Source organism: Chthonobacter albigriseus (assembly GCF_013839445.1).
Lineage (GTDB): Bacteria > Pseudomonadota > Alphaproteobacteria > Rhizobiales > Pleomorphomonadaceae > Chthonobacter > Chthonobacter albigriseus.
In genome coordinates this window covers 179,854-192,927 of sequence record NZ_JACDIT010000006.1, presented here as the reverse complement: position 1 = coordinate 192,927, position 13,074 = coordinate 179,854, and the positions used below count along the sequence as shown (strand labels likewise).

7 protein-coding genes are annotated in these 13,074 nt (G+C 67.9%); 4 read left to right on the top strand and 3 right to left on the bottom strand.

Annotated elements, in window-relative coordinates; genetic code table 11:
• Positions 1 to 528 carry an LPS assembly lipoprotein LptE gene (gene lptE / locus HZ321_RS16285; RefSeq protein WP_181703440.1) on the bottom strand — a complete coding sequence of 176 codons (528 nt, stop codon included), beginning with the start codon at positions 526 to 528 and terminating at the stop codon, positions 1 to 3.
• On the bottom strand, positions 515 to 3,136 hold the full coding sequence (gene leuS, locus HZ321_RS16280) for a leucine--tRNA ligase (protein ID WP_181703439.1): 2,622 nt from the start codon (positions 3,134 to 3,136) through the stop codon (positions 515 to 517). Before leuS ends, lptE begins: the two co-directional genes overlap by 14 nt.
• 251 nt (positions 3,137 to 3,387) lie before the next feature.
• Here leuS and HZ321_RS16275 point away from each other — a divergent pair, with 251 nt between their 5' ends.
• The 4 genes from HZ321_RS16275 to HZ321_RS16260 all read left to right on the top strand — a co-directional run bounded on the left by HZ321_RS16275 (position 3,388) and on the right by HZ321_RS16260 (position 10,160).
• The gene (locus HZ321_RS16275) at positions 3,388 to 4,065 is read left to right on the top strand and encodes a YggS family pyridoxal phosphate-dependent enzyme (protein ID WP_181703438.1); all 678 of its coding nucleotides are present in this window, start codon (positions 3,388 to 3,390) and stop codon (positions 4,063 to 4,065) included.
• Positions 4,066 to 4,207: 142 nt separating this feature from the next.
• Positions 4,208 to 4,630: a hypothetical protein gene (locus HZ321_RS16270; RefSeq protein WP_181703437.1), complete on the top strand. Its 423-nt coding sequence runs from the start codon at positions 4,208 to 4,210 to the stop codon at positions 4,628 to 4,630.
• A gap of 89 nt (positions 4,631 to 4,719) precedes the next feature.
• Entirely contained in the window at positions 4,720 to 5,595 is an 876-nt protein-coding gene (locus HZ321_RS16265; RefSeq protein ID WP_181703436.1) for a DMT family transporter, read from the top strand.
• A gap of 167 nt (positions 5,596 to 5,762) precedes the next feature.
• Complete coding sequence (locus HZ321_RS16260) at positions 5,763 to 10,160, top strand: peptidoglycan-binding domain-containing protein (protein WP_181703435.1); 4,398 nt, start codon at positions 5,763 to 5,765, stop codon at positions 10,158 to 10,160.
• Positions 10,161 to 10,274: 114 nt separating this feature from the next.
• Here the strand turns inward: HZ321_RS16260 and acnA are convergent, their stop codons facing one another.
• The gene (gene acnA / locus HZ321_RS16255) at positions 10,275 to 12,947 is read right to left on the bottom strand and encodes an aconitate hydratase AcnA (RefSeq protein ID WP_181703434.1); all 2,673 of its coding nucleotides are present in this window, start codon (positions 12,945 to 12,947) and stop codon (positions 10,275 to 10,277) included.
• Positions 12,948 to 13,074 lie beyond the last annotated feature (127 nt).

Genomic DNA, 13,074 nt, shown 5'->3' with positions numbered 1-13,074 from the left:
TCAGCTGCCGGCGGCCAGCACCGTCGCGAGCCGGGTGCGGATGTCTTCCGCGACCTTGCGGGCGGCACGCTGTTCGGCGTCACGCTTGGCGCGCAGGTTGGCGAAACGCTGCGAGGACACGTCGTAGGATGCCGTCGAGGAAGCGGTGCCGGTGGTCACCACGCGTCCGGTCTCGATCTCCGTCAGCGTGTAGGTGACGGTGAGCGTGATCAGCGTTGCCGTCGGCAAGCCCTCGAACTTCTCGATGCCGAGTTCCGACGTGCGGTCCGAGGCGATCAGCTTCAGAACGTAGCGCTTCTCGGTCAGCGCTGCGCCGCCGCGCATGTCGAAGATAAGCTGGTTGACGACCTCCTGGCCGACGTCGTCGCGCAGCGGCTCCACCGCGATCGTCTGGAGAGCGGCGATGGTTCCGCTCGTCTCGGCGCCGCCGGCACCGTAGAGCGGGCGCATCTGGCAGCCGCCGAGGACGGTGGCGGCGACGAGGGCGGCGGCGACGAAGGCGGCCGGCAGACGGTCACGCGACGACATTCACGATCCTCTGGGGCACGACGATGATCTTCTTCGGCGCCTTGCCCTCGAGCGCCTTCAAAACCGCATCGATCTGCATCACCGCCGCTTCCACCGAGGCCGCGTCGGCGTCGCGCGGGACGGTGACATCCGCGCGCTTCTTGCCGTTGACCTGGACGGGGAGGGTGATCTCGTCCTCCACCAGGAGGGCCGGTTCCAGCGTCGGCCAAGGGGTCATCGCCACGAGGCCGGTGTTGCCGAGCGCGGACCAGCATTCCTCGGCCAGGTGCGGCGTCATCGGCGCGACGATCTGGACCAGGATCTCCAGGCCCTCACGGAAGGCTGCCTGGAAGGAGGCGTCGGCGTCGAAGCGGGCGCGATCGTTGGCGAAGGCCGAGCCGAGCACGTTGACCAGTTCGTAGATCTTGGCGAGGGCGACGTTGAAGCGCAGCCCCTCCAGGTTCTCGTCCACCGCGGCGAGCGCCTTGTGGGCGGCCTTGCGGATGGCGAGGGCGGCCGGCGAGGGGTCGGGCGACGTGGTGGCGGTGCCGACGATCTCGGCGGATTCGCTGACGAGGCGCCAGACGCGCTGCAGGAAGCGGGCGGTGCCCTGCGCTCCCGCGTCGGTCCACTCCACGTCGCGCTCGGGCGGCGAGTCCGAGAGCACGAACCAGCGGGCGGCGTCGGCGCCGTAGGTTTCGATGATGTCGTTGGGATCGACCACGTTGAGCTTGGACTTCGACATCTTCTCCACGGGGCCGATCGTCACCGGCTCACCGGTGGTGACCAGCGTCGCCCGGCGGATTCCGTCGACCATCTCCACCTTGACGTCGGCAGGCGAGACCCACGCGCCGGAAGCGTCCTGATAGGTTTCGTGGGTGACCATTCCCTGGGTGAACAGGCCGCGAAAGGGCTCGTCGAGCGAGAGGTGCCCGGTCGCCTTCATGGCGCGGGTGAAGAAGCGCGAATAGAGCAGGTGCAGGATCGCGTGCTCGATGCCGCCGATGTACTGGTCCACCGGCAGCCAGGCGTCGGCCATGGCCGGGATCGTCGGATCCTCGGCGTCCGGCGCGGTGAAGCGGGCGAAATACCAGGAGCTGTCGACGAAGGTGTCCATGGTATCCGTTTCCCGGCGGGCGGGCTTGCCGCAGGACGGACAGGCCACATGGCGCCAGGTCGGGTGGCGGTCGAGCGGGTTGCCCGGGCGGTCGAACTCCACATCGTCGGGAAGCGCGACGGGCAGGTCCTTCACCGGCACCGGCACCACGCCGCAGTCGTCGCAGTGGATGATCGGGATCGGGCAGCCCCAGTAGCGCTGGCGCGAGATGCCCCAGTCGCGCAGGCGGTAGTTCACCTGGCGCGTCGCGACAGGCTTGCCGTCGATCGTGCGGCTTTCCAGGGCGGCGGCCACCGCCTGCTTGGCGTCCGGTACCGATCGCCCGTCCAGGAAGTCGGAGTTGAAGATCGTCCCGTCGTCCGTGTAGGCGACGTCCCCGACAGTGAAAGCGGCCGGATCGGCGCCGTCCGGGAGCACCACCGGGGTGACGGAGAGGTCGTATCTGCGGGCGAAGTCCAGGTCGCGCTGGTCGTGCGCGGGGCAGCCGAAGATGGCGCCGGTGCCGTAGTCCATCAGGACGAAGTTGGCGACGTAGACGGGGTACGTCTCCTCGGTGAAGGGGTGCTTCACCCGCAGGCCGGTGTCGTAGCCCTTCTTTTCGGCGGTCTCCAGCACGGCGACCGAGGTGCCCATGCGGTGGCATTCCTCGACGAAGGCAGCGAGGTCCGCGTTCTCGGCGGCCAGCGCCTTGGAGACCGGATGGTCGGGCGAGAGCGCCAGGAAGCTCATGCCGAACAGCGTGTCGGGCCGTGTGGTGAAGACCTCGATCGAGCGCTCGCCGGCGGGCGCGGCGTTGCCGGCCACCTCGAAGCGGACGCGCAGGCCTTCCGACTTGCCGATCCAGTTCTTCTGCATCAGGCGCACCTTCTCCGGCCACTTGTCTAGGCCGTCGAGGGCGGTGAGCAGGTCCTCGGCGTAGTCGGTGATCTTCAGGAACCACTGGGTCAGCTCGCGCTGCTCCACCAGCGCGCCGGAGCGCCAGCCACGGCCGTCGATCACCTGCTCGTTGGCGAGCACGGTCATGTCGACGGGGTCCCAGTTGACCTTCGACTTCTTGCGGTCGACCAGCCCGGCGGCGAGGAAGTCCAGGAACAGGCGCTGCTGGCGCTTGTAGTAGGCGACGTCGCAGGTGGCGAATTCGCGCGCCCAGTCCAGCGAGAGGCCCATCGACTGGAGCTGGCCGCGCATGGTGGCGATGTTCTCGTAGGTCCACGCCTTGGGGTGGACCTTGTTCTTCATCGCGGCATTCTCTGCCGGCATGCCGAAGGCGTCCCAGCCCATGGGATGCAGCACGTTGAAACCCTTGGCGCGCTTGAAGCGCGCGACGACGTCGCCCATCGAGTAGTTGCGGACGTGACCGATGTGGATGCGGCCCGAGGGATAGGGAAACATCTCCAGCACGTAGTACTTGGCGCGCGGGTCCTCGTTGCGGGTCTTGAAGACCTCGTTGTCGGTCCACGCCTTCTGCCAACGGGCCTCAGCCTCGCGGGCGTTGTATCGCTCGGTCGCCATGGGTGATGTACAAGTCCTGGTCACTGGGGTCCGCCACCCGAATCGCAGTGGGCCGATGGGGCGGATTCAAGGGAAAACGCGTCGGTTGGACCATCACCAGAAATGGTCCCGACGGTCAATGGGATCGGCGACGCGGGCGCATCTCCCAGCCGAAAGCGTGCGGCGAAGACACGGCCGACGGGGCCTTGCGCCACCGGCTCGACCGCGCTAGCCAGGGCCGGCCCAGCAGAACCGAACGGAGAAGCGCCCCGATGACCGCGACCGCCGCAGACCGTCTCCGCGCCATTCGGGATCGCCTCGAAGCGGCGACGCGCGATGCCGGTCGGCCGGCGGGTTCGGCGACGCTGATCGCCGTGTCCAAGACCTTCGAGGCCGACGACATCCGCCCGGTGATCGCGGCGGGGCAGCGGGTCTTCGGCGAAAACCGCGTCCAAGAGGCGATGGGCAAGTGGCCGGCTCTCCGGGCGGAGACGGACGGCCTGGAGCTCCACCTGATCGGGCCGCTGCAGTCCAACAAGGCGCGCGAAGCGGTCGCCTTCTTCGACGTCATCCACACCGTCGACCGCGACAAGATCGCCGCCGCGCTCGCCGCCGAGATCGCCCGCCAGGGTCGTGCGCCGAAGCTGCTCGTCCAGGTCAACACCGGCGAGGAACCGCAGAAGGCGGGTATCGCGCCGGCCGAGGCGGTCGCCTTCGTGGAGCGTTGCCGAACGGTGCATGGCCTGGCTGTCGCCGGGCTGATGTGCATCCCGCCGGTGGAGGAGAACCCCTCGCCGCACTTCGCCCTCCTCGACGAGCTGGCCGACCGGGCGGGCGTGCCGCTTCGCTCGATGGGCATGTCGGCGGATTTCGAGACCGCGATCCGGCATGGGGCGACCCACGTCCGTGTCGGCAGCGCCATCTTCGGGCACCGCGACACGCCAGCCTGACGTTTCGCCAACCTCCCGAAACCAGGCGGAAACCACGTCCGCAGAACCCGGCCGGAACTTAAGCGCGACTCGTCGATTGACGGGAAGCCCTCTACCGCGGATTCAGCATTGTGGCGGCAGAGTGGCGAGATTGGGACGACCCATGTTCACGCCAGGCCCCATGGACCAGACGATCGGCCTTCTCCCCGCGCTCATCCTTGCCGCGATCGTGTTCGCGGGCACGGTGGCGTCGGCGATCGCCGTTGGCGTGCTCCGCCTCTCCAAGCCCAACAGCGGGCCGGTTCACATGATGGACCATGAAGATCCGCTCGGCGCGATCCGCATGCTGGAGATCGTCATGCTCGGCGTGTGGCTCGCCGTGGCGGTTCACCTCTACGGTCCGCTGGTGACCGGAATCCTCGGCTTGGTCGCGCTGGAGTGTCTCAACACGCGGACGGCAAGCGAGCTCCTTACCCGCCATGTCGCGCGGATCGGGCTCGGCCGGTTCGCCCGCGTGACGCTGATCGCCTCGGCGCTGCTCGCCGTGGCGGCGATGGCGACCTACGGGTTGTTCTCCGTTCGCTGACGTCCCTCTTGCAGGACGGGCGCGGGTGGGAGAGAACCGCCCGCCGGACCCTTCGTTCTCGGGCCGTCCCGCATCCGCCGGAGCCACCCATGACCTTCGCCTCCAGGCGGACCTACGGCATCGTCCTCGTCACGCTCGGCACCATCACCTGGAGCACGGGCGGCCTGTTCGTCCGCCTGCTGCCGATCGACCTCTGGACCATCCTGTTCTGGCGCTCGATCTTCGCCGGGCTGTCGCTGATGGCGATGCTCGCCGTAATGAACGGGGGCCGCGTCCGCGAGAGCTTCGCCAGTCTCGGCCGACCGGGCCTCCTCGCGATCCCGCTGTCGGCGATCTCGATGGTGTCCTACGTCGCCTCGCTCAACTTCACCACCGTCGCCAACGTGATGACCATCTACGCGACGTTGCCCTTCGTGGCGGCCGCGGTCGCCTGGGTGTGGACGCGCGAGCAAATCGGCCGACGCGTGGCGATCGCGAGCCTAGTCGCTTTCGCGGGTATCCTGATCGTGGCCGGCTCGGCAACCCACCCGGAGGACGTCCTCGGCAACGCCCTCGCCTTCGCCATGACCGCATCCTTTGCCGTGATCCTGGTGATGGCGCGGCTCCATCCCGGCATCCAGATGGCGCCCGTCAACGGGCTCGCGGCCTTCGTCTGCGCGGCCGCCTGTTGGCCGCTGGTCGGGGGGCCGCTGCCGACGCCGTTCGAGTTCGCCGTGCTCGCCGCCTTCGGCTTCACCACATCGGGGCTCGCCTACCTCCTGTTCCTCACCGGCGGCAAGCACATCCCGGCCAGCGAAGCAGGGCTCATAGGCCTGCTCGACGTGGTCCTCGGCCCGTTCTGGGTCTGGCTCGCCTTCGCCGAAGAGCCGGGCCTTCCCGCCATCCTCGGCGGCAGCCTCGTGCTGGCCGCGGTCGGCTGGTATCTGGCGGGCGAGCTCAGGCGGCCGGCCGTCAACGCCGCCTGATCCTGCACAGTGCCGAAGACCTGCTTACTCCTGCCGGCGCGTTGACAATTCCGCGCGCAGAATCAAGCATGACCGGCACCTCAGCGCGTGCCGCCGACGGCACTCGGGCACGGACCGTCGATCCGCCATGCCAGATTACCCGCGGCGGCTTCAGGAAGGCAGTATCGATGCGACGTGGCCTGTTCAGCGCGATCCTTCTGGCCACGCTCGTGGGCGCGACGGCCGAACCGGCCACGGCGCAGACCTTCAATCAGCTGTTCGAGGATCTCTTCAATCCCGGCGGACGGGGCGGCGGGCGGCCGATCGTCAACGAACCGGGCATGTCGCGCGAAACCCGGATGCAGGTGCAGGCGGGGCTTTCGGCGGCCGGTTTCTACTCCGGGCCGATCGACGGTGCGATCGGACAAGGCACGCGGGCCGCGATCGTCCGTTGGCAGGAGGCGAACGGCATCCGGCCGACCGGTTTGCTCACCCGGTCCGAGATCGCACGGCTCCGCGACCTCGCAGGGTCCTTCGACGGAAATATGGGAGGAATCGACGGTTTCGCGGATTCCCCGCTCGATACGCCGCTCGATGGCGCGGACCTGCCGCTCGGGCGGTCCGAAACGGCCGAACTGCAGCGCCGGCTCAACGAGCTCGGCTACGATGCCGGCAGTGTCGACGGCCGATGGGGCAGCCGGTCCCGTCAGGCGCTCGCCCGGTTCCGCGAGGAGACGGGCCAGCCCGGACCGGCTGATCCGACGGTCGCCGCGCTGGTCACCGTCCGAGCCGCGACCGGAGATGGTCCGGCCAGATCGGCGCCGCGCGAGCTGCCGCCCGCCTCCGACTATGCGCTGGTGGATTCCGACGCCCGTCCGATCGACGAGGTGGGGGGAAGAACCCTGAGGGCTCTGGCGTTGCAGGCGATCGCCGCCGATCCGGCGCTCGTCGACGAGGACGACGAGGTGCTCACCTTTCTGGGCGCGGACGACACGCTGCTCGGCTCGAAGCAGGTCGCGGAGTACCGGCAGGCGAACGAATTCGACCGGCCGCGGATCGTCAGCGCCGCGCGGGCTCGCATCCTCTTGGAAGCCGAGGAGACCCCTCGCCGACCCCTGAAAGTCGCGGTGACCTTTCGCGCGTCCTTGCTCGACTTCGAGACCGGCCGTGGCTTTCCGCTCGAGATCAGTTCTGCGACGGTGAACCCGCCCAACCCGTTGCTCGTCGTCGCTCTCGATCACCTCGGCGGCCGAGTCACCGCAGCGGCCGCAGGCCTGCCCGCGCTCGACCTCCTGCCGCTTGGCGAAAAAGAGGGCGAGAGCTTCCTTGCCAAGCTGAAGCGGCGCGACGACCTCATCGGCGTGGTCTGGGCGGATATCAGCGCGGAGGACATCCAGGAAGATGCAGCGTCGGAGCGGATCCGCCTTTCCGCGACGACGACGGCGGCGAGTCTCCATACGCGCGGACCGCGTGTGGGCACCGGCCCGAGGCTGGTACTTGGCGATACCCTCTACCGATGGCGGCTCGCAAGCGATCGGCCGGACGCTCCGCTCGGTTCGGACGTGCTTGGCCTTGCCAGGGAGCTCAGGATCCCGGTGGTCCAGGATCACCTCCTGATGCCGTCCAGCGGCGGCGGAGACGACGCTGTCTTCAATCGGCTCCGGGTCGACAGCGGCGGTGTCGTACGTGCCTGGCAACGGCTGATCGACTACATGGTCCTTAACGAGAACCCGGCTCTGGCCGAGTCGGATGAAAACGTCCTCACTCTCGCGGCCGTCCACGGCCGGCGACGGACATCCGGGCAGCTCAATTTCAACGGGCCGGATCCGCTCAGGTTCGCTGACGAATTCGAGCGCAAGGCCTTCCTGGACCGTTCGCGTGCGGACCTCATTCCAAGCCTTCTCGCCAGGAAGGTACCCTATCCGATGCCGGCGGCGATGATCTCCGCCGTTTCACTCGGGGAGTACGATTTCGAGCGGCAGGGTTTCTCGCTGGGCGCTAACCGGTCGGACGCATACCCGGGCGTCGGCAGTTCCCTGGTGGAGACGTTGTTCCAAGGATCCCTGCAGTTGCCAAAGTTCCTGCCGATGGGCGTGGAGGAAGGCAAGAGGTTCCGGCGCGGACTGCGGGGCAACACGCCGACCCTCTACGTCCTCACTCGCTTCGAGATCACGGAGACCGCCTTCGCACAGGCGAATTCGCGCAATCCGAACGGCATGGTGCTGGTCTTCCGCCTTGAGGACTCCATCCTCTACGCCGATGCCGCCCTCAGCAACGCGATTCATCGGTTCGGCACGGCCGAGCTGAACCCGACGCCGGATGCCCCGGAGATCACCGACGCGGAGGCCCTGATCGGTTCGTTGCGGCTGGTGACCGCGCGCGACCTGCTCGACTGGGCCATCCGCAACGGCGGTGGGGAGCCGCTGGCCGAACGTGCCGCGGCGCAGTCCCAGGTGGTCAAGGAGGCGAACGAGTTCGACCGATCGGCAGCGCTGGAGAAGGAGAAGGCCGCGATCCTGCGCTACAAAGCTGCCGAGGAACTCTGGACGGCCGGCGAGGCAGTGCTCGCCGAATACGACGGAACGGGATTCCCGATCCCGGAAAGCACGCAGACTTTTCAGAACGACAACGGGTCGTCCCATGTCGCCCGGATGGTCAACTTCCAGATCTCGAATCCGAACGCCATTCGGCGAATCGACGTCGACCGCGAGACCGCCAAAGCCGGGCGGACTGCCATGGGTAACCGGCGGTTCCAGATTCTGCACCGGATCCGGCCGGTGGGCGTCACCGCCGACGGCGACCGGTCGGTCGTGCTCGTGGAAGCGCTGGAGACCATCGTCTGGTACCGGGCCGACCAGGACAAGCCGCCGGTGATCCTGGCCCGCGTCAGGCACGACAACCAGCCCCTCGCTGCCGATCCGGACACCGTTCCGATCGAGACGGCAGACCGGTTGCCGCTCACGCAGGAGGGCGTCGACCTCCTGCGGGTCAAGCTCGACCCCCAGAACATCACCGACGCAGACTGGCAGCGCATGCTGCTCGACCGTTGGGTCGCGGAACGGACGGGAAGCGCGATGGGCGCGCGGTTCTTTGCGGAAAGCCTTACCGTCGCGCCGACCCGGTTCGAGAGGGACAAGCTGCTCTCCGGCTTCCAGTCCTGGATGCGCAAGCGAGCCGAGAAGGCCGGCGACGCGGTCGACCTGATGACGATCGCTCACTACAACTCTTTCTACTGCTCCAACCTGCCGAAGTCGGTGTACCTGTTTCTCCGCCCGCACGAGATCACCCCGGAGATCCAGACATCCCTAAGCCAGCCCGCGCTCGATGACGGCGCCTTGTCGCTCCAGTCATTCAACAAGATCTCCGAGCCGACCCTGTCGTCGCGCCTCGGCTACCGCCTGGACTCCAACTTCGCTTCGAACGGCAGCTGCCTCAGGGAGTTCTCCAACGAGCTCGACCGGATCTACACCGAGACGACCGGCTCGGCCCAGCCCAAGGGCGCGGTGGTCGTCATCGCCGACGCGGTCGGCCTGATCCCGCTCGGCAATTCAAACGAATGGTATCGCACGGCCCGGCGGATCGAAGGGCGGGTGAAAAGCCTGCGCACCGTCGCCGGCGCCAAAGGGGTCGACGTGATCCTGGAACTCTCTTCGGAGCGAACGGACTACTACCCCTACGACCCCGACGTCGGTCGTGGCGAGGCTTCGCTTGGAGACAAATCCTTCGCCACCGTGGACCATACGGCCCTCAACACCGCCGCCGCGGCCGAAGCTGCGGCGCGCGCGGAAGCGGAGCGGACGGCGACGCCGTTCGACATCATCGGCCTCACCCTCGGCATGGACATGGCCGAAGCGGAGAAGACGATCCGCGCGCACATGACGGTGTCCCGCGTGTTCGAGAAGCGCCGCCCGTTCGCGGCCGATCCTGCCGACATGGTGGCCTACGGCTCGGCCAAGGCCTTCATCAGGGACGATGGGCAGGAAGCGATCGTCGTGTTCAACGAGCCCGGCGCGGCGCCGGACAAGGTTGTCGCCGTGTCGCGCGCTCTGTTCCTGGACCCGACGTCGGTCGACGACAGCGCCGTGATGGCCAACCTTCGGGAGAAATACGGCAAGGAGGCGAAGGTCCTCACCACCCCCGGCGTCACGGGCCTTGAGGGCTACTGGCTGCGCCGGCCGAGCGATCCGCCCGATGCCGCGATCGTCGCCTGTCTGCAGCAAGGGCAGCGGCACGACGTGTTCAACGTGCAGGGCCTTTGGTTCGAGAATGGCGTCGCCGATCCCAATCCATGGCTGTCCAACGCGGACGGCACCGGTGTCGTCTTCAATCAGCGGCCTCCCTATCAGCAGGTGCCGCCGCCGCTGCCGATGATCCCCGACATCGCGCAGGAGACGCGTGCGAGCCTGGATGCCTGCGGTCCGAGCGTTTATGCGGCCTACAAGCCGGGCGCGCTCGCCTATCTGGGAACCATGCTGGTCGACCCGGCCCGCTACGCCGACCTCCTGCTGGAAAGCCGCCGCCTCCTGGATAGCGCCGCCACCCCCGGTTCGGCGAGCGCTGCTCCCAAGGTGAAGCTCAAGCTGTAGTCGAGAGCGCGAGCGGAGTACCGGCCGCCGGAGCACGACGCATCCGCCCAAAAGAAAACCCCCGGCTCATGGCCGGGGGTCGTCGCGCGATCGGTCTTCCTGTCTCAGGCTGCCTCAGGCAGCCAGCTGACGCAGCACGTAGTGCAGGATGCCGCCGTTCTTGAAGTAGTCGAGCTCGTCCAGCGTATCGATCCGGCAGAGAAGCTCGACGTTCTTCTTCGACCCGTCGGCGTAGGTGATCTCGGCGGTCAGCATCTCGCGCGGCTTCACGGTGGTGAGGCCCTTGATGGTGACCGTCTCGTCGCCCTTGAGGCCGAGCGTCTGCCAGCTCTCGCCGTCCTTGAAGGTCAGCGGCACGATGCCCATCCCGACGAGGTTGGAGCGGTGGATGCGCTCGAAGCTCTGCGCGATCACCGCCTTGACGCCGAGGAGGTTGGTGCCCTTGGCCGCCCAGTCGCGGGAGGAGCCGGTGCCGTATTCCTTGCCGGCAAAGACCACCAGCGGAACGCCCTCGGCCTTGTACTGCATGGCCGCGTCGTAGATCGGGGCCTGCGCGCCGTCCGGATAGTGGACGGTGACGCCGCCTTCGACGCCCGGCACCATCTGGTTCTTGATGCGGATGTTGGCGAAGGTGCCACGCATCATCACTTCGTGGTTGCCGCGCCGGGTGCCGTACTGGTTGAAGTCGATGGGCTTGACGCCGTTGTCGACGAGGTACTTGCCGGCCGGGCTCGCCGCCTTGATCGAACCGGCCGGGGAGATGTGGTCGGTGGTGATGGAGTCCAGGAACAGGCCCAGGATCCGGGCGCCGTGGATGTCCGAGACGTCGCCCGGCTTGCGGCCCATGCCGACGAAGTAGGGCGGGTTCTGGACGTAGGTGGAGCCGTCATCCCAGGCGTAGGTGAGGCCGGCCGCCACCGAGATGGACTGCCAGTTCTCGTCGCCCTTGAACACGTCCGCGTACTTCTTCTCGAAGATCTCACGGGTGACGTTGGCGCGGATGAACTCGGCGATCTCCTTGGAGGAGGGCCAGATGTCCTTCAGGTAGACCGGCTGGCCGTCCGACCCGGTGCCGAGCGGCTCGGTGACGAGGTCCACCTGGAGCGAGCCGGCGAGGGCGTAGGCGACCACCAGCGGCGGCGAGGCGAGGTAGTTCGCCCGCACGTCCGGGTTAACGCGGCCCTCGAAGTTGCGATTGCCGGAGAGCACCGCCGCGGCGACGAGGTCGGCCGCGTTGATGGTCTTGGAGATCGCTTCGGGCAGCGGGCCGGAGTTGCCGATGCAGGTGGTGCAGCCGAAGCCGACCAGGTTGAAGCCGAGCGCGTCGAGGTCCGGCTGCAGGCCGGCCTTGTCCAGGTACTCGGCGACGACCTGCGAGCCGGGGGCGAGCGAGGTCTTCACCCAGGGCTTGGTCTTCAGGCCCTTCTTGACCGCGTTGCGCGCCAGCAGGCCGGCGCCGATCATCACGGACGGGTTCGACGTGTTGGTACAAGAGGTGATCGCCGCGATCACCACGTCGCCGTGGCCGAGGTCGAAGCCGGTGTCGCCGACGAGCGTGCGCTCGGACGCGTCCGTCTTCTTGAACTCGGTCTCCATGCTCTTCAGGAAGCCGGCCTTGGCGTCCTTCAGGAGCACGCGGTCCTGCGGGCGCTTGGGGCCGGCAAGCGACGGCTCGACGGTGTCGAGGTCGAGCGCCAGCAGCGAGGAGAACTCCGGATCGGCGGTCTCGGCGGTCCGCCACAGGCCCTGCGCCTTGGCGTAGGCCTCGACGAGCGCCACGCGGGCCGGGTCGCGGGCGGTGTCGGCGAGGAAGCGCACCGTTTCCGCGTCGACTGGGAAGTAGCCGCAGGTCGCGCCGTATTCGGGCGCCATGTTGGCGATGGTGGCGCGGTCTTCCAGGCTCATGTTGTCGAGGCCGGGGCCGAAGAACTCGACGAACTTGCCGACCACGCCGTGCTTGCGCAGCATCTCGGTGACGGTGAGCACGAGGTCGGTGGCGGTGACGCCCTCCTTGAGCTTTCCGGAGAGCTTGAAGCCGACCACCTCGGGTATCAGCATGGAGAGGGGCTGGCCAAGCATGGCCGCCTCCGCCTCGATGCCGCCGACGCCCCAGCCGAGCACGGCCAAGCCGTTGACCATGGTGGTGTGGCTGTCGGTGCCGACGAGGGTGTCGGGATAGGCGACCTCGGAGCCGTCCTCGGCCTTGGTCCAGACGGTCTGGGCGAGATATTCCAGGTTCACCTGGTGGCAGATGCCGGTGCCGGGCGGCACGACGCGGAAGTTGTCGAAGGCCTGCTGGCCCCAGCGCAGGAAGCGGTAGCGCTCGCCGTTGCGCTCGTACTCGAGTTCCACGTTGCGGTCGAAGGCGCGGGCGTTGCCGAACTCGTCGACGATCACGGAATGGTCGATCACGAGGTCGACGGGCACCAGCGGGTTGATCTTCTGCGGGTCGCCGCCGAGGGCGGTCATGGCGTCGCGCATGGCGGCGAGGTCGACCACCGCCGGAACGCCGGTGAAATCCTGCATCAGCACGCGGGCCGGGCGGAAGGCGATCTCGCGGTCGCTGCCCTTCCTCACCAGCCACTCGGCGATGGCGCGGATGTCGTCGGCGGAAACCGTGCGGCCGTCCTCGAAGCGGAGAAGGTTCTCCAGGAGGACCTTCAGCGAGAAGGGCAGGCGGCCGACGCCCGGCAGGCCGTTCTTTTCGGCCTCGGTCAGGCTGTAGATGACGTAGGTCTTGGCGCCTACGGTGAGTTCCTTGCGGGACTTGAAGCTGTCGAGCGACATCGGTGGTTGGTCCCTCGTGGTTGGCGGCGGCCGGGTGGCCGGGTCCTTATGACGCCTTGGGAGTGCGCCGGCCCGTCCTTTGCCCTCATGTGGTGCCACACCCCGGAAATGGGAACCCGGAACGCGA

Excerpts from the sequence above, each read along its gene's own strand:
- leuS (WP_181703439.1), bottom strand. The coding sequence starts at position 3,136 with ATGGCGACCGAGCGATACAACGCCCGCGAGGCTGAGGCCCGTTGGCAG.
- HZ321_RS16275 (WP_181703438.1), top strand. The coding sequence starts at position 3,388 with ATGACCGCGACCGCCGCAGACCGTCTCCGCGCCATTCGGGATCGCCTC.
- HZ321_RS16260 (WP_181703435.1), top strand. The coding sequence starts at position 5,763 with ATGCGACGTGGCCTGTTCAGCGCGATCCTTCTGGCCACGCTCGTGGGC.
- acnA (WP_181703434.1), bottom strand. The coding sequence starts at position 12,947 with ATGTCGCTCGACAGCTTCAAGTCCCGCAAGGAACTCACCGTAGGCGCC.
- lptE (WP_181703440.1), bottom strand. The coding sequence starts at position 528 with ATGTCGTCGCGTGACCGTCTGCCGGCCGCCTTCGTCGCCGCCGCCCTC.
- HZ321_RS16270 (WP_181703437.1), top strand. The coding sequence starts at position 4,208 with ATGTTCACGCCAGGCCCCATGGACCAGACGATCGGCCTTCTCCCCGCG.
- HZ321_RS16265 (WP_181703436.1), top strand. The coding sequence starts at position 4,720 with ATGACCTTCGCCTCCAGGCGGACCTACGGCATCGTCCTCGTCACGCTC.